Here is a 17,581-nt window from a genome sequence, read left to right as displayed (position 1 = left end):
TGGTCAAGCGCCCTATATTTTGGCTGGTCAGAATTATAAGATCAAACACCAATGGATTGAAGTAAGAGAAGGTAAAGGTGCTCTGTTCAGTATGTATTCCGTCCTCGGTGAGCAAAACCCGTTGTTGATTGTCACACAAGGGCCGGTGCCGCATACCAATCTGCCGTCAAATTCAAGCACGGAACCCGTAGAACTTGAGTTTGAAGGCAAGAAAACAACAGGAGGACTCATCAAGATCGAATTGGCGGGTGTCAAATACATGCTCGATTGGCAGGATAATGGTTACTATTATTCCTGCGGCGGGCAGGTTGAAAAGGATGAATTGCTCAAAATTCCTGGAAAATTGACGCAGGCAGAGTTAAAACTTTAAAGAAGGTGACACCAGTAGATCGCGCCGCGATGTAGGGGAGGGGGCACACTTCGGGCAAGTAACCTGGAGTGTTCCTTTTTTGTTTCTCTTTATTATAAGGTACCTTTTAAAAAAACTAAGGTACCTGTGAAATACAATCATCAGGTACCTTATAAGAAACGTGTCGTCAATAAAAGGAGCCGGTCTATCTGCACTTTTTATAGGTATCTTTCAAGCCTTTGGCACAGGTGTACAATCCACTGTTATGTCCTCGCTAAGGGGTATTGTATTTATTCCCATTTTGATTTTCGGAAATTCGTTATTTGCTGTCAATGGCGTTATTTGGGCTAATACAATTTCTTTCGGCTGCTAATCCAAAATATTGGATTACGAAGCGAACGACTCTAGCTATAATTACCAATGTAAAACAAATAATCCCAGGCCAATCTGGGACTATCTAGATCATTCTATTAAAGTATCCTTCATCCACCTGCAATTGCTTCTTTAAAATATCCTTCCATAACCGCGGAGATATTTCACCTGTCCCCTTGGAGATTTTGGTGCGTTTTAAGCTTCCATCATCCATTATTTTCCGATAAAAATAATGATCTGTATCTTTGTACAGCTCCCAGCCATCTCGCTCACAAAATCGCTTTAATTCTCTCCAGCTAGGCATCAAGCAAACCTCTTACTGCATCCTCATCTTTCTGGATCAGCACCCGCATAACATAAGGGAAATGAGGCTTTCTGTTGGGAGCCCCATAATATTTAGCGAACTCATCCATATATTCTTGGGCATATTCAATCAGTTCTTTGGCAATCTCCGTTTTTAACGCTTCCAAACTTGCAGCATTAGTCATGATATCCAGCTCTTTCAGAGAACCACTTAAGCTGCCGTCGGCCTCTTTTTCATGTTCAAGAGTGAACCTATACGGTGTTAAAACAACTTCCAAATGCTCCAGAGATATAGCTGCAAGATAGTCTCTATTCCGTTTTACCAAAGAGGGCTTAAAACGCACAACATTATCAATAAAACTTCCCCAATCTCTCCTGACATCTGTGGCATTAATAACTTCTTGCATAATTACACACTCCTTCTTCGGAAACATGTTTATCACCTCTTATTGTATAATATGTACATAGCGTACACAATATGCGTTTGGAGAAAAAGGAAATCAGCTTTTACTGTTTGCAAAACAACTATTGTAACATGACTTGCGAGAAGTCCTTTCCTATTTAGGGAGAGGTAAAGCCCAGGCACCAAAAATAGTCCAGCGGATGAAAAGGAATCGATTGCCACACTGCACCGTGCCATCGAGCTAGAATGTGATTTCTTTGATACGGCACAAGGATACGGTCCATCTTACCAATGAGGAACTGCTTGGACGTGCATTTAAGGACAAGCGTGACCCAGGTGGTAATCGCTACGAAATTTGGATTCCTTTTCCGGAATGGCTCTTCTGTTTGCATCAAAATTATTGCCCTGGTCTGGGATCCTACGTTGACATTTTTTACAAGGACGAAAAAACTATAGGCATTAGAATTAAAAAACCCCTAGTTCACGATTTGTATATCAAAATCGTGCCTAGGGGTTTTTTAAGGTAAAATAACGACGTCGATCTTAACCTAACCTCTGCCAAGCATATGATTAATTTTGACCATTGTAGAAAAATTCTGGTTGATGCAGTAGAAACAGACAAATGTATCAATAATCCTGGAATATTTCAGATAAATCAATACCAAATGAATTAAATAGCTCAACCTGTATACTATCAGTTTCGCAATAGATGTCGGGTCGGCCATACGTCCCTTCCTTGCCTAAACTAAAAGCTACGACAGTTTTTTGTTCTGGGTAGATCATCCAATATTGATTAACCCCCGCTTTAAAGATGAAATTTCTCCTTAATGTCTTTACGTAGAGTTGATGGGGATGTTATCTCGACAATAAGATCAGGTCCACCAAGACATCCGCGACTGTCCAGCTTATTTCGATCGCAGATGATAGCTAGGTCCGGTTGTACGACAGAGAAGATATCTTCATTACTGTTTTTTTCTTTCTCTGGCAATCTTACATCAAAAGGGGCACCAAAAACTTGGCATGGACTATCTTTGAGGGCGTTATAAAATAGAGCAATAAGCGTAGTGACAATTTTCTGGTGTAGTGTAGATGGGGCAGGAGTCATATTATAAGGAATTCCATTAATGAGCTCCCAGTGTTCGTCTTCTGGCCAAGTAAGATAGTCAATGTAAGTGAATTTGCGGTCAAGTTTCTTTTCTGGGTGGCTCATCAAGCATCATCTCCTAACGAAGTTGATTCAAGGTATTCAGCGTAGTAACTTTCAAATTCCACATTTTACCTTAAATAATCATAACACAGGGGTGACCAAGGGGCAAGAAAAGATACTCTATAAGACTGTTATTTGAACTGTGTATCAGTAACGTGTTTTTATTTATAGGGGAATTTCCAGAATTGAATCAAAAAACAGGCGCAATGTTTTTTAGGTGCGTCCGAGGGAACATTTCGCTTGTTATATTTTACAATTCCTTTATCTTAGCAGTAATAGTGCTTAAATACATATCTATTACCATGATAAACTATGTGGTAGTATAAATATAACACTATTAAAGAATGGAGATATTGTATTTATGAAATCCAAACGCACAGGCTTTTCAGACATCCTTTCAAACCAATGAAGCTATGCTTAAGATGTTTGGCTTAAATGTAGTTAATACCATTTTACTAACAGGCGGCAGAGACCCCAACACCGCGGCTAATAATAAAGAACTTTTATTAAAAGCTTATGAAGCAGGAAAAGCAATCTAACCGTCCTGCAATAGTACGCTTCGCGAAGTAACCGGCCAACCAGACTGGGATTAACTCTCAATTTTGGGCCGGTAGGGTTTGCTTCGTAATGGCATCTCTTGGAACCAAGTAGAGCATTTCTACCCAATGGCTCAGAAATATCAGACTGGGAGCTGATTAATCCAGACAATATGAAAGAGAAGTGTATGGATATGGTCAGATTGTTCGCACAGACGGCAAGCAGATTGACCAGTGTTTATTTAGAAGAGTTGACAATAAGTGAACGATCATTTATCATAGAATTATCATTAATCTTATCCGAAAATTTAGGCGGTGCGCATGAGAAAAAGAGATGATGAAAAGCAAAGATGCATCAAGAATGCGGTGGTCCACTTGATTCTGGAGGAGGGGTTCCAGGGTGCATCGATTTCCAAAATTGCAAGGACCGCTGGCGTATCTCCGGCAACAGTATATATCTATTATGAAAATAAGGAGGCCATGCTTCGAGAAATTTATCTGGAATATACTGAAGTTAGGATTCAGTATTTGCTTCAATATATTAGCCCCAATATGGCGGGGGAAGAAATCATTGCCCAATTGATTCGACGATATTATCACTTTATTCGTGAACACAAAGAGGTTTTTCATTTTATTGAACAATTTAGTGCTTGCCCTGTTCTTCAGAACAGTTGTGGTTTGATGAAGGGACCAGCGGCTTTAAATCAGTTGTTGACGGATTTAAAGCAACGGCAGATTTTAAATAATTTTAATAATGATAATTTGTATGCCATTCTGTTTTCCCCGGTAAAAATGATTGCCGTAATAACCTGCGAGCCTGAAAACATTGCCATGAAACGCTTGAATGAGTTGATTTATATCATTCAGAAAGCACTAATTAAAGATTATTGAAATCCAGTCGAATCAAGAACCATTCACTTCCAAAAAAAGTCGATTAGTTCATAAGCGAGGGTAATAGCTCGCTTCAATTTTCCACAATAATTAAATGATCATTCATTTAATAAAGAGAGGATAATGTATATGATATTATCAATAGAAGATCTGGTATTATTACCAGGCATGACCTATCCCTTAAAGATAGATCGTCTCAGCGAGGATGAGTTGACTTGCTTTCGTGATAAAAATCAAGAGATAGTGGCATTGCCAGTAAAGCGGCATCGGGACCGTCATGAGACCAAAGTGGAGGATTTCTACACAACAGGCGTTGCTCTTGAAATCCTAAAGGTGAATCCCAGCGAAAAAGGATATCGTGTTCAAGTGAAGGTCTTAAATCGAGTGACCGTAATGGATATCAACATTGGGGAAAAGATGATCACTGGAAAAACAGTTCCGGCGCCAGAAGTAATCGACCTCAATGAAATTAGTCAAAAGGAAATGATGGGATACATTAAAACTACAGCTCATCAAATTGGAGCTAAATTTAGAGAGGCCGATGGCATTGTAAAAGCAATTGATGAGATACAAGATCTCAATGTTCTGATCGGATACATCTCCCAGTTTATCGCTTTCTCAAAGGAAGAAAAATATACCTTGATGGAAACAGCGTCCTTAAAGGACCGCAGTTTGAAATTTATTGATTATTTTTTGCATTACAAAGAAGCGATTCAGCTTCAAATCGAAATGACGGAACGCTTTTCTGAAAGAGCAAATAAAAATTATCGTGAAGCAGTCTTGAGGGAGCAGCTCAAAGCGATTCAGAAAGAACTGAACGAAGACGAACCAGCCTCCGGTAAAAAGGATAAAGATTATAGAACACGCATTGAACAGGCGCACATGCCGGAAGAGATTAAAACGGCTGCGCTGGATGAGTTAAGCAAACTGGAAAGACAGAATTCTCAGAGTGCCGACTATAGTGTGATCCAAAACTATTTAGATCTTCTTGTGGCATTACCGTGGGAATTGAAGAAAGAAAAACTCGTCGATATTGGAGCAGCTCGACGTATCTTGGATGAGCAGCATTATGGCCTGAAAAAAGTAAAAGACCGCATCATCCAGCATCTTGCGGTCATGCAGCTGAAAAAAGATAAACAGGGTTCAATTCTATTACTTGTGGGTCCTCCCGGAACAGGAAAAACAAGCTTGGGTAGGAGCATCGCGGAAGCATCGGGCCGAAAATATACCAGACTCAGTTTGGGAGGTATCCGCGACGAGGCTGAAATCCGTGGGCACCGCAGAACTTATGTCGGTGCAATGTCGGGGCGCATCCTTCAAAGCATCAAAAAAGCCGGTGTCATGAATCCTGTTATGGTTTTAGACGAAGTGGATAAATTGATGACAGGTTATAACGGGGATCCGGCAAGTGCGTTGTTAGAGGTGTTGGATCCTGAACAAAATAGTACCTTTACAGATCATTATCTGGATTTGCCATACGATTTGTCGAACGTGTTTTTTATTGCAACTGCAAATTCGCTTGAAAACATTCCCGGCCCCTTGTTGGATCGCATGGAAGTCATCCAGCTTTCAAGTTATACAACAAATGAAAAGTTTCACATCGGTAAAAATTATTTAATTGCCGAAGCACTTGAAGAACATGGTTTAACGGAAGCTGATGTTCAGATCAGGGATGAAGCTTTACAGAAAATCATTTCAGACTACACTATGGAGGCCGGTGTCCGGGGATTGAAAAAGCAATTGGCCGCCATTGCCAGAAGTGTGGTGGAAAAGATTGTTCTCGGAACAGTTGAAAGGCCATACCTAGTTGAAGAGGATGCTTTGGATGAGATTCTGGGCAGACATTCGTCAAGGCATGACATGGCTCAGGAAATTAATCCGCCGGGCGTTGTCACCGGATTAGCTTGGACGCCGGTCGGTGGTGAAATTCTGTTTATCGAAGCTACGGAAATGCCCGGAAAAGATCAAGTTATCTTAACCGGTCAGTTAGGCGATGTTATGAAGGAATCGGCCAGGATTTCGCTAAGTCTTTTGAAATCCCGGTTGCCCGTAAATGCCATGCACTTTAAAGATAAGGACTTACATGTTCATGTACCGTCCGGAGCTGTCCCTAAAGATGGACCGTCAGCAGGAATCGCGCTCTTTACTGCATTTGCATCGTTGATTACAGGTATTGCGGTGGATGCGAAACTTGCCATGACAGGAGAAATTACACTGAGAGGTGTTGTTCTTCCGATTGGCGGATTAAAAGAAAAATTGTTAGCGGCAGATCGTGCCGGTATCACAAAGGTCTTGATTCCCAAAGATAATGTTATTGATCTCAAGGATATCCCGGAAGAAGTTAAAAATAAGATTCAAATTGTAGCGGTGGAAACCATCGAAGATGTCTTGAAAGAGACGCTGGGAATCGCTTTGCCTAAGCTTGAACAAGTCCTGACAGAACCCGGAGTTTTTACAAGGCTGAAAGTTCATGCCATTCCAGGGGATTGTCAATGAACCGATGTGGACACTCTACTGAACCTGCTGTCTAAGCGGCTCACGGTTCCCCTTTGTTTCTTTCGCAGTGAAATGGAAAGTATCGTGAAAAGTTGATCAGGGACCTTGCCGAGATAACAAGTACTCTGCAAGGTCTTTTTTCTGTTGAAAAGAAGGAAAATCCGAAATAACGTCGGGCCTGTGTTATAATACACGCAACAAGACTCGGAGCAGCGGGATATTAATAAAATGCGAAGCAATCTTCTATATAAACAAATTGACTTTTTATAAAAAATATAGTAGCTTATAAATAATTAAATAATAAACTCAAAGAAACGACACATGTGGTGCTTTGCACGTAAATCTGATTACGGTACAAAGATCAACCTGTGTCTTTTTTTGTTGTCAAAAAACGGCAACAGTTATTAAACAAAAGAAAGGAAGGTATTGTTATGCCAACAACAAAATTTCAGAAAGTGGTTTTTGCTTTTCTGTCCGTAATAATTACGGTACATTTATTCGTGTTTTATAATCTTGCCATTGAGATGGGAGGTATGTCAAATCAGGTATTTATAGCATCTCGCAAAGTAATTGCAATTGAGTTTGTATTTGCATTTTTACTTCAAATAATTATTGCAGGTCCACTTTCGTTAAAATTGGCTTTCAATTTTGTAAATCCGAGAGAGGACAAGCCATATGTAGTCACAACAGCAATTATATGTGCAACAGTCGGCTTAATGTGTCCAATGATGTCCTTTGTGGCAACGATTCTGTACAACGGTATCACCATAGAGTTCCTTGCACAGTGGATGCAGAAGATGTTGGGAATTCCAAGAGAACATACCATCTGCTCTTCGGCTGCAGTAGGATATATTGCTAAGCAAGCAAGCGTTCCACCGCGCAAGGAGGGTATTATTCATATAGAGATACTACACGCTCTAGGTTGTCTTAGGCCACTTGAATTAATCGCAGGTGGCTTTTTGTATGTTATTTAGGAAACAAATAAATTGTTGACTTCGAGTTAACTCTAAGATGTACAATCAAAATATCTGATTAGGAGTCTTTAAAATTCTGGGAAAGTGGAGATATACTAAAAGGAAAAATGCCATGATTTGCAAAGCATGTCTTGCATACTTGGTCAGGATATGACGGGAGATAAATTTTCAAAACAATAAATAGAATAAAATGGAAAGAAGTTGAAAAGATGGAATACGTACAATATGGGAAAACAGGGATGAAAGTATCTAGATTTGGACTTGGTTGCATGCGGTTTCCTTCTGATGAAAAAGAAGCTATTGAAATGGTACGTTACGCTATCGATAAGGGAGTAAATTACCTTGATACCGCATTTATTTACAAAGATAGCGAGATTATAACCGGAAAAGCTTTAAAAGATGGCTATAGAAACAAAATTTATTTAGCGACTAAAAGCCCTATTTGGAATATCGAGAAATATCAAGATTTCGAAAAGTATCTAGATGAAGAGTTAATACGACTTGGAACAGATCATATCGATGTGTATCTTTTGCATAACATGAATCATGGTCATTGGGAGAAGGTTAAGAAATTTGATGGTCTGACTTTCTTAGATAAAATGGTTGAAAAGGGTAAAATAGCTCATAAAGCTTTTTCTATTCACAATACCTTAGAGGCATTTAAAGAAATTGTAGACAGCTATGATTGGGAGATGGCTCAAATTCAGCTTAATATACTGGATGTAAAACAACAAGTGGGTCTCGAAGGTTTAATATATGCTGCCAATAAAGGCTTAGCTACAGTTATAATGGAACCGCTTAGAGGGGGTTATATCCTCAATACTGTTCCACAGGAAGCGCAGGATTTAATTAATCAATATCCGGAAAAGCGTTCTTTGGTAGAATGGTGTTTTAGATGGCTTTACAACATGCCAGAGGTATCCGTAATTTTGAGCGGTACAAGCACTTTGCAACAATTAAAGGATAATCTGAAAATTTTTGAACATGCAGTTCCAAATGTTATGTCAGAAGAAGATTTGAATTTGATTGAAATGATTCGTGAGGCTTATGAAGCCAAAAAGAGCATTGGCTGTACTGGCTGTAGATACTGTATGCCCTGCCCACAAGGTGTTGCAATTCCTGAAATATTTAAGCTATATAACAGCCAACAGCTTATGAAATCGCATGTAATAGACGCAGTTGTATATCAAAGTAATTTGGTACCTGCTGGTACTGGCGCGGATCAATGTGTGTCTTGTGGAATTTGCACAGAAAACTGCCCACAGACTTTAGAAATTCCAGAATTATTGAAAACGGTTCATACTGAATTAATGAACACTACTCACTCGCATTAATTCCCGTTGCAGTCGATATTAAAAAAATGCTAACGCCACGAACCACGATTACTGAGTGGTCAGCAAGATGGTAAAGTGTGGAAATGAAGGTAACAGAAATTTGACAGGTGTCTAAACTCCATTCTGAACATCGAAGGATAGAAACAGCAAACTAGAGCGAGATAATGTTATAATAGTTTTAAATTTGATCTTGAAGTGGAGGTCGGTGGAATGTCTTTTACAGTTAGAACTCCTGGTGATGTATATAAATTTGCACTTCCCCTGTATGATTATCTCAGCCAGAATGGGCATGCCGAAGAGGCTAATGCTCTGGTCAAATTGGTGGACTCCTGTTACCCTCAGAGCACCCAAGCTTTGGATGCGCATCGAAGGGCCTTTAAACAAATCCGGGAAACGGTTCATGACTTGCCATTACAATACCTGCTCGCTCTCGATGATGCTTTAGAAATTCTGTCAAAATAATAGTTGAGAGAGAACAGCAGAGTGTTGCCGTAGCTAGGATACTGTTAAAGCTATGTGATGAACCTACAGGCTTTAGTACAGGGGAGATGTGAAAACTAAGTTTCCAAAATTTCAAGTGGTTATAACAATCAATAAGCGTCCTCATTTCACTATTAAAGTGGAGTGAGGACGCTTGTGTTTTGTGATATAGAAGCAAAAGTGGGGATATGAAAAATATAGTAACAAGTTTTAGCACAGCCCCTTATTTGTTTGAGCACGATTATAAATCTGGTCCCACAATATAGGCAAGGGTTACCTGTCTGTTGCATCCTGAGGATTTTGAGTCAACAAACTAATTTTCTCCTCTTGCAGCTCATTTGTGTCTTCCCAAAGGTAATTACTTACCTGGCGAATGTCGATTCCACACTTTTCAACCGGTGAAGAAAGAACCACCATTGTCTCAGCCCGGCGAAAACCATAAATCTGATCAATTTTAGCAAAAAGAATTCTTTGAAGATCCTCATTATCCTGCGCCCGAATTTTAACCAGATAATCGTATTGCCCTGTTACAACATGTGCTTCTTCTACTTCAGGGATATGTTTCAGTTCTTCGATCGTGCGATATGCCTTGTCTCCCTGAACGGTAACCAAGCCCACAATGGCAGTTACAGGATAACCAATCTGACGGGCATTAATTCGTGCATGAAAACCTTCGATAACCTCGCTCTCTATAAGTTTTCGTATCCTTTCATTTACAGTGACGCGTGAAACACCGATCCTGGTGGCAATTTCCTGATAAGAGGAGCGGGCATTGTCTTGGAGATATTTAATTATAGCTAAATCCGTGGCATCTAACGATTGCATGAAAGATCTCCTTTACTTTATTTTGATGCTGAACAGGCCGGTTTCGGATAGTGTGCAATTAATTACTTGCTGCACAAGGGATGATTAAGCATTTTACCAAAAATAAACCATGTGATGATCTATGAACATTATTATCTCTGTGAAACGGGTTTATTCTGTCACATAAAGAATAAAAATCCCAACAGTTCAGGTCGGGGTTGGACTTAGCGAGTAAAAAGAAAAAACCTTATGGTTCCTACAAAAAGCACCATCTTTTACTCGGACAATATCATATCTATGGTACAAAGTCTATAAAAATCATGGTATAACAGGCAAATGCATTTTAACCTTTCGATTCGGCAAGACAATAACACATATACCTGAACGATTATATAGTATAACTAAAAATATAATTACATAATGCAGTTGACCGAAGAATAACCTTGTGATATTATAAAGACATGCAAGGGTAATGGTTTCAATTTGTAAAGAGAATAGGGTGGCTTGCCACAAGTTTTCTGTCTGAGAGATTGCTAATAAAGGTACAAAGTTAATCCTTTGGAAATTACTTTTCAGAAGGTTCGAAAAAGTAAAATCACACCGGTGTGATGAATTGAGCAGTGTCGCTCTCGTCGCAGGACTTATATGCCCTGTGGAGGGGGCTTTTTCTGTTTTAAAGAGAACCCTCGAGGAAATGTTTTTCTTTGAGTATGGCGCCAACTTTCAAAGAAGTGTTTAAAAGAAGAAGTGTATAAAGAAGTTTTTATATTGATAGTTCTTAGATAGTTCTCAAGTCAAGAAAAATAGGGGGTTTAGAAAAAATGAAAATTTTGCCGGTTATTTTCACGGCGCTTACTTTTTTGCTATCCGTACCGGGCCTAGCCTTGGCAGATGGAGCGGCGGCGCCCGCCATTGATTCAGGTGATACGTCTTTTGTCCTGATTTCTGCTGCTGTGGTTTTACTGATGACACCTGGACTGGCTCTTTTTTACGGTGGTCTGGCCCGCAAGAAGAATGTTCTGAATACCATTATGTGCAGTTTCATCGCTCTGGGTGTCATCAGCATTCAATGGGCATTATACGGCTACAGTCTGTCCTTCGGTCCGGATGTAGGCCACTTTATCGGTAATCTTAGTTGGCTGGGGCTGCATGGAGTAGGACTGGAGCCCAATCCGGATTATTCTGCAACCATACCACACCAGGCGTTCATGGTCTTCCAGATGGTTTTTGCCATCATCACACCGGCGATTATATCCGGATCGGTTGCTGAGCGGATGAGGTTTCCTGCCTATCTAATCTTATTAGTTGCCTGGGCCACATTTATCTATGACCCTGTTGCTCACTGGGTATGGGGTGTGGGAGGTTGGATTCGCAACCTTGGTGCTCTCGACTTTGCCGGTGGCACGGTTGTGCATATCATTTCCGGTGTGTCTGCCCTGGTTGCCTCGCTGGTTATCGGTAAGCGCAAAGGCTATGGCACAGAAACGATGATTCCGCACAACCTGCCTATGACAGTTATTGGAGCAGGACTGCTGTGGTTTGGCTGGTTTGGCTTTAATGCCGGCAGTTCTCTGACAGCCGGCAGCTTGACAACGCTTGTTTTTGTCAACACTCAGCTGGGGTCTGCAGCGGCAATGGTATCCTGGATAATTTTTGAATGGATTCGGCATGGTAAACCCACCTTACTGGGTGCGGTTAGCGGTGCGCTGGCAGGTTTGGTGGCCATTACCCCCGCCTGTGGCTTCGTGTCAGCAATGTCATCCATTATCATCGGCTTGATGGGTGGGGTGATATGCTTCATTTCGGTAAGCATCATGAAGGCCAAGTTAGGTTATGATGATTCCTTTGACGCTTTTGGTGTGCATGGTGTTGGCGGCACTTGGGGTGCCCTGGCTACTGGCTTATTTGCCAGCAAAGCAGTAAACCAGGCGGGCAGCGACGGTCTCTTCTTCGGGAATCCGGGGCAGATGACCTCTCAGATAATAGCTATCGTGGCAAGTTATGCCGTAGCCATTGTAGGAACTTACGTTATCTTAAAAGTAATCAGCTTATTCACCCAGCTGCGTGCCAGTGACGATGAGCAGGAAATCGGCTTGGATTTGACTCAGCATGGGGAGGACGCCTATACCGACTTTGTATCCGGGTCCTCTATGGTTTAGAAACAGTTAAGGGTCTTTCTGAAAATTGTTATGTCCCGGCCAATACCCCTGATGCCCTAAAGGGGAGCCGGCATAAAATATACGTTGAAAAAGGGGGGAAATGATTATGAAAATAAATATGGACAAATGGGCCAGAGATATTATTGAGGATGATGAGGTGAAAAATCTTCCCATTCTATTCTTCCCTTGTCTCCCATTGATTGATAAGGGAGTTATTGAAGTAGTTAACGATGCCCAAGCTCATTTTGCCAATATGAAGGCCGTTATAGCCAAGTTTCCCAAAATGATTGGTGCTATGACAGGTATGGACTTAACCTCTGAGGCGGAAACCTTTGGGTGTACGGTTAGCTTTTTAGATACGGAAGCTCCTCATATTAGTGACGAAATTGTGTTTGACAGGGCAATGGCGGAAAGTTTGCAGGTACCTTCCCTGCAAGCGGGACGTGGCCCGGTATTTGTGAAAGCTGCTGAATTGGCAGCCCAGAGCATTACAGACCGTCCAACCTTCGGGGGAATGCTTGGTCCGTTTTCTTTAGCGGCAGTCTTAATGGGACTGGAACGAACTTTAAAAGCTTCAATTAGAGACAAGCAAACGGTGCATATTTTATTGGAAAAATGTACTGAGTATGGCCAAGCTTATGCTCAAGCTTTTAAGGAAGCAGGAGCAAACGGCGTTTTGATTGCTGAACCCACAGCAGGTTTATTGGCACCTAATCAATGTGATGAATTTTCGTCCAAGTATGTAAAACAGATTGTCGAAGCCGTGCAAGATGAAGAATTCTTTGTTGTTCTTCATAATTGCGGGAGCGTCAAAAAATTAGTAAATTCAATGGTTAGTACAGGCGCTAAAGGCTATCATTTCGGCAATGCGGTCAAGATGACTGATATTATTCCTCAAATTCCTGAAAATTACTTGGTATTTGGCAATATAGATCCGGCCAGAGTGTTGAAAGAAGGAACTGCTGAAGTAATTAAGAGGGCGACAAAGGACTTATTGGTAGAAATGAAACCCTACAGGCATTTTGTCTTATCTTCAGGCTGTGACCTTCCGCCGGAAATACCCATTGCCAATTTGCAAAGTTATTTTGAGGCCCTGGAGGAGTTTAATAACAAAAAGTAGGAGGTAAGAAGGTGAGTCAGGATGAGATTTTAGCAAAACTTAAAAAATCAATTGCCGAAACAGACACTGACCTGGCTGCAGAAGCGGCCAGGGAAGCGGTGGCAGCGGGCATGGAACCGATGGTTGCTGTTAACGAAGGATTGTCTCAGGGTATGAAAATTATTGGTGATCTTTTTGACGAAGGAGAGATGTTTGTTCCGCAGCTTTTAATTGCTGCCGAAGCTTTTGAAACAGCGATGGGCATACTTTTTGCCAACATGTCCGATGAAGAAAAAAGCAAGGCTTCCCAGGGAAAAATACTTATTCATACGGTTCAGGGGGATATCCATGATATTGGCAAAAATATTGTCAAAACAATGTTGTCGGCAGCCGGTTTTGAAGTATTTGACCTGGGCAGGGATGTACCAGTGGAAGAAGTAGTTCAAAAGGGCAAAGAATTTAAAGTGGATATTATTGCCGGATCAGCTCTCATGACAACCACTATGCCTTCCCAGCGGGATATCATTTCAGTGTTGAAAGAAGAAGGTATTCGTGACCAGTTTAAATGCATGTTCGGGGGAGCCCCGGTATCTCCCGAATGGATAGCTAAAATTGGGGCAGATGCCTACTCGGAAACTGCATCCGGAGCTGTTGAGCAAGCAAAAGCCTTAATGGCAGAAATAAGGAGGGGGTAAAATGACTCTGGCCAAATCCCTTACGGTATTTGATATCTATGATCGAGCTAAAAGCGGTCCGAAAATGGAGGAAAAGGACTGGGACTACAAAGTAATACCTCAGAAAGCGGCTGAATTAAAGAAAAAATATGGCCTTAAGATGGACAAAAAACAAATCATACCCACGGACAAAGAACAGATTAACAATTTCTTTAAAGCCGGTTTGGAGATGTTAGTGGAATGTGGGATCTACTGTATTGATACAAAACGGGTCATTAAGTATAGCGAAGAAGAGGTACTGGCTTCCATAGCGGCTGCGCCAACAAGCGTCATCTATGGCGAAGGCAAGGATGCGGTCAATTTGAGCTGCCGCAGCTATACCGACTCCCGTCCGCCGATCATCCAGGGGGGGCCGACGGGTGCGCCGTGTACGGAAGAACTCTTCCTGCCTATCCACCAGTCTTATGCTCAGGAACCGCTGGTCGACACTATTGTTGATGGCGTGCTGCAAACAATCAAGGGCCACGATCCTGTGCCGAACAGTCCCTGGGAGATTGCGGCAGTTAAATCCGAAGCCATCATGGTGCGGGCTGCCCAAAGCAGGGCCGGCCGTCCCGGGATGGGATTATAGGGGAATGAAACATCTCTTTCACCTGCCGGAGTAATCGCAGCAGATTTTCCCGGCGGGATGAGGCAGTCTGACAGCCATGAGGTATCCCAGTTAAATGAACTGAAGATTGATGTAGGTGCATTGGTTTTCACCGCTCATTATGTACTGGCTGGAGATATTATCATGTGTGAGCAGATGCCTATCTATGGCGGCTATGCAGGTGGTTTGGAGGAAACAACCATTGTTGACGTAGCAACCACGATCAATGCCTTCGTCATGACGCAGGCAACCTGGCATTTGGATGGTCCCGTCCATGTGCGCTGGGGAATAACTACGGCCAGAGAGACTCTGGCGGTAGCTGGACACTGCGCTATGGCTATAGAAGCTAACACTAATTTAATGCTGGGCAATCAATACTACACCCTGGCCGGGCCATGTACTGTGATGTGTTTGTTGGAGACGGCAGCGCAGGCTATTACCGATACGGCCAGCGGCCGGGAAATACTGTCAGGTGTAGCGGCGGCTAAAGGAGTGGCCACCAACTTTACCACCGGCCTGGAAGCCAGGATGATGGCGGAAGCAGCGCGAGCTGTGGCCGGTATGGAGACAACCAAGGTTAACGAGATCTTGGACAAACTGGTCTCGATCTATGAAAAAGATTACAAAACCGCACCTAAGGGCAAACCTTTTGAAGAATGTTACGATGTGCTGAGTTTAGTACCCACTCAGGAATATCTGGATGTCTATGATGAGGCTGTGAAGATTTTAACCGGTTTAGGTCTTGATTATTGGACTAAGTAGTTAGCTGGGGTAATGGAGTTTCGGGTTTGGTTACTCGAAATTCCCTTACCGGTCCAAAATTTATAGGGAGAGTGGCTCGGAAGGAGCGCATGGACTCTAAACCCATGTAGCCGGGTGTAACTCCCGGACTCTTCGCCAAATTTATAAATACGGTGTGGTCAAGACGGATTTTGCCTAATGGGGTGGTGGAAATGCCATATAAAGTTATTTTTCAGCCATCGGGCCGACGGGGGATGGCTACAAAAGATAAAACTCTCCTTCAGGTTTCCCGGGAATTAGGCGTTGATATTGAATCACCCTGTGGTGGTGCCGGTAAATGCGGCAAGTGTAAAGTGAAAATTGAAGCAGGCGGCTTTAACCTTTCATCCTTGACTGAGCAAGAAAAGGCTCTGCTCACAGCGGAGGAGCAGGCTGATAATATTAGGTTAGCCTGTTGCGCCAAAATTCAGGGGGATGTCATGGCCTTCGTGCCGGAGCAAAGCAGCGGGGGTAAACAAGTTATTCTTGAAACGGCCCAGGAGAGGGATTTTAACTTAAATCCGGCCCTAAGAAAATATTACATAGAAATGGAGAAGCCCAGCCTGGAGGATTCCAGAGACGATTTTAGGCGCCTTACCGACGCTTTAACAGGCAGGTTCAGTCAACTTAAAGACCTGCAAATTGATTACAGTGTAATATTAACCCTGCCCGATAGTTTGCGGCAAAGCGGCTGGCGGGTTACAGCAACCCTCTGGCAGGACAAAGAGATTGTAGCGGTTGAACCGGGACGGGTGGAGACTAGTTATGGTATGGCGGTGGACATTGGCACAACCACCATAGCAGCTTATCTTTGTGACCTGGCCACGGGCAATGTTGTCCAGCGGGACTCGCTGCTGAATTCCCAGGTGCGCTTTGGGGATGATGTTATCTCCCGTATTTCTTATTGCATGATGAACGAGGATGGTCTGGCTTATCTGCATAACCTGATAATCAATGATCTTAACACCCTGGTGGCCAGGATGACGCAAGCTGCCGGCCTTAATTATGAAACTATTTATGAGATGGTCCTGGTTTTTAATACAGCCATGCATCATATCACGTTGAATATAGACCCGCAATACATGGGGCGTGTTCCCTTTGCCTCCGCTATAAGAAGCCCGCTGAATATTAAAGCACGGGATTTGGGCATCAAAATTGCCAGGAGCGGCAATGTCCACTGTTTACCTGTGGAAGCCGGCTTTGTCGGTGCCGACAATGTCTCTGTGCTGATTGCGGAAGAACCCTACAAGCAGAACAGCATGATGCTGGTGATCGATATTGGAACGAATGGTGAAATTGACTTGGGCAACGCTGAGGGGATGATGTCAACTTCATGTGCAACCGGCCCCGCTTTGGAAGGAGCCCAGATAAAATACGGCATGCGGGCAGCTCCCGGGGCAATTGAAAGGGTCAAGATTAACCGGTATACCTATGAACCGGCCTGTCAGGTCATTGGTGGGGCAGACTGCCTGGGTGCCCAGCCCCAGGCACTGGTCAAGGGTATTTGTGGTTCCGGTATTATTGATGCCGCTGCCGAGTTGTTTAAAGCAGGGATTATTCACTCTGACGGAAGGTTTAACAAAGAGCTTAATTCTCCCAGAATTCGCCGGGGTGCCGACGGAAAGATGGAGTATGTCCTGGCCTGGTCTGCGGAGACAGCAATCGGCCAGGATGTAACCATAACTCAAAAGGACATACGGGCGGTGCAATTAGCTAAAGCGGCCTTATATGCCGGAGCAAAAATTCTTATGCAAAAAAGAGGTGTGGCTAAAATTGACAGAGTTGTTTTGGCCGGAGCCTTTGGCAGCTATATCAATAAGGAAAGTGCGCTGGTCATCGGGATGTTTCCTGACTGTGCTCTGGAAAATGTCACAGCTGTGGGCAATGCGGCAGGGGAAGGTGCGAAACTGGCTTTGCTGGACCTCGGCAAGCGGGCGGCGGCCAGGGAGATTGCCGCTTCTATCCAGTTTGTCGAGACAGCGGCGGAAGAAGATTTTCAGAAACATTTTTTTGAGGCATTGGACTTCCCCCATGCCAAAGATCCCTTCCCTCATATAAAGCATGATCGCCC

Annotated in this window: 15 protein-coding genes and 3 pseudogenes; 14 read left to right on the top strand and 4 right to left on the bottom strand. The window is 42.8% G+C overall.

Going from position 1 to position 17,581, the window contains the following annotated elements; genetic code table 11:
• Positions 1-370, top strand: a pseudogene (locus tag DSBG_RS19465) (DUF4367 domain-containing protein); the annotation flags it as partial.
• Positions 371-542: 172 nt separating this feature from the next.
• Positions 543-716, top strand: a pseudogene (locus tag DSBG_RS23850) (MATE family efflux transporter); the annotation flags it as partial.
• Between the two features lie 90 nt (positions 717-806).
• On the opposite strand, the gene DSBG_RS19460 reads toward DSBG_RS23850, so the two are convergent.
• The 3 genes from DSBG_RS19460 to DSBG_RS24140 form a co-directional block, all read right to left on the bottom strand.
• Positions 807-1,025 (bottom strand): hypothetical protein, encoded by a 219-nt coding sequence (locus tag DSBG_RS19460; RefSeq protein ID WP_068966359.1) that lies wholly within the window; start codon positions 1,023-1,025, stop codon positions 807-809.
• Positions 1,018-1,431 carry a hypothetical protein gene (locus tag DSBG_RS19455; RefSeq protein WP_242877769.1) on the bottom strand — a complete coding sequence of 138 codons (414 nt, stop codon included), beginning with the start codon at positions 1,429-1,431 and terminating at the stop codon, positions 1,018-1,020. Before DSBG_RS19455 ends, DSBG_RS19460 begins: the two co-directional genes overlap by 8 nt.
• Positions 1,432-2,232: 801 nt before the next feature.
• Positions 2,233-2,637, bottom strand: a complete 405-nt coding sequence (locus DSBG_RS24140; RefSeq protein WP_282434238.1) for a Uma2 family endonuclease — start codon at positions 2,635-2,637, stop codon at positions 2,233-2,235.
• Between the two features lie 410 nt (positions 2,638-3,047).
• On the opposite strand from DSBG_RS24140, the gene DSBG_RS24135 reads away from it, so the two are divergent.
• From DSBG_RS24135 to DSBG_RS19420, 7 genes are all read left to right on the top strand, one after another.
• Entirely contained in the window at positions 3,048-3,173 is a 126-nt protein-coding gene (locus DSBG_RS24135; RefSeq protein WP_282433474.1) for a hypothetical protein, read from the top strand.
• Positions 3,174-3,271: 98 nt separating this feature from the next.
• Positions 3,272-3,508 (top strand): hypothetical protein, encoded by a 237-nt coding sequence (locus tag DSBG_RS23295; RefSeq protein WP_176716329.1) that lies wholly within the window; start codon positions 3,272-3,274, stop codon positions 3,506-3,508.
• Positions 3,492-4,061 (top strand): TetR/AcrR family transcriptional regulator, encoded by a 570-nt coding sequence (locus DSBG_RS19440; protein WP_068966356.1) that lies wholly within the window; start codon positions 3,492-3,494, stop codon positions 4,059-4,061. Before DSBG_RS23295 ends, DSBG_RS19440 begins: the two co-directional genes overlap by 17 nt.
• Positions 4,062-4,190: 129 nt before the next feature.
• Complete coding sequence (gene lon / locus DSBG_RS19435) at positions 4,191-6,557, top strand: endopeptidase La (RefSeq protein WP_083236987.1); 2,367 nt, start codon at positions 4,191-4,193, stop codon at positions 6,555-6,557.
• A 431-nt stretch (positions 6,558-6,988) separates the two neighbouring features.
• Positions 6,989-7,531, top strand: a complete 543-nt coding sequence (locus DSBG_RS19430; RefSeq protein ID WP_242877767.1) for a DUF2798 domain-containing protein — start codon at positions 6,989-6,991, stop codon at positions 7,529-7,531.
• A 209-nt stretch (positions 7,532-7,740) separates the two neighbouring features.
• On the top strand, positions 7,741-8,865 hold the full coding sequence (locus DSBG_RS19425) for an aldo/keto reductase (protein WP_068966352.1): 1,125 nt from the start codon (positions 7,741-7,743) through the stop codon (positions 8,863-8,865).
• Positions 8,866-9,075: 210 nt separating this feature from the next.
• Positions 9,076-9,327: an adenylate cyclase gene (locus tag DSBG_RS19420; RefSeq protein ID WP_068966350.1), complete on the top strand. Its 252-nt coding sequence runs from the start codon at positions 9,076-9,078 to the stop codon at positions 9,325-9,327.
• A 291-nt stretch (positions 9,328-9,618) separates the two neighbouring features.
• On the opposite strand, the gene DSBG_RS19415 is transcribed toward DSBG_RS19420, so the two are convergent.
• Positions 9,619-10,170 (bottom strand): Lrp/AsnC family transcriptional regulator, encoded by a 552-nt coding sequence (locus DSBG_RS19415; protein ID WP_083236986.1) that lies wholly within the window; start codon positions 10,168-10,170, stop codon positions 9,619-9,621.
• 800 nt (positions 10,171-10,970) lie between these two features.
• Here DSBG_RS19415 and DSBG_RS19410 point away from each other — a divergent pair.
• The 5 genes and pseudogenes from DSBG_RS19410 to DSBG_RS19385 all read left to right on the top strand — a co-directional run.
• Positions 10,971-12,308: an ammonium transporter gene (locus tag DSBG_RS19410; RefSeq protein ID WP_068966348.1), complete on the top strand. Its 1,338-nt coding sequence runs from the start codon at positions 10,971-10,973 to the stop codon at positions 12,306-12,308.
• Between the two features lie 106 nt (positions 12,309-12,414).
• Positions 12,415-13,428: a uroporphyrinogen decarboxylase family protein gene (locus tag DSBG_RS19405; RefSeq protein WP_176716328.1), complete on the top strand. Its 1,014-nt coding sequence runs from the start codon at positions 12,415-12,417 to the stop codon at positions 13,426-13,428.
• An 11-nt stretch (positions 13,429-13,439) separates the two neighbouring features.
• The gene (locus tag DSBG_RS19400) at positions 13,440-14,102 is read left to right on the top strand and encodes a corrinoid protein (RefSeq protein WP_068966346.1); all 663 of its coding nucleotides are present in this window, start codon (positions 13,440-13,442) and stop codon (positions 14,100-14,102) included.
• 1 nt (position 14,103) lies between these two features.
• Positions 14,104-15,492, top strand: a pseudogene (locus DSBG_RS23845) (monomethylamine:corrinoid methyltransferase).
• Between the two features lie 191 nt (positions 15,493-15,683).
• Positions 15,684-17,581, top strand: a 1,898-nt coding sequence (locus tag DSBG_RS19385; protein ID WP_068966341.1) for an ASKHA domain-containing protein, incomplete at its 3' end; no start/stop codon positions are given.

It is taken from the genome of Desulfosporosinus cupriresistens (assembly GCF_001707885.1).
Lineage (GTDB): Bacteria > Bacillota > Desulfitobacteriia > Desulfitobacteriales > Desulfitobacteriaceae > Desulfosporosinus.
The sequence above is the reverse complement of the archived record's forward strand: the minus strand, read 5'-3'. Positions and strand labels throughout refer to the sequence as shown.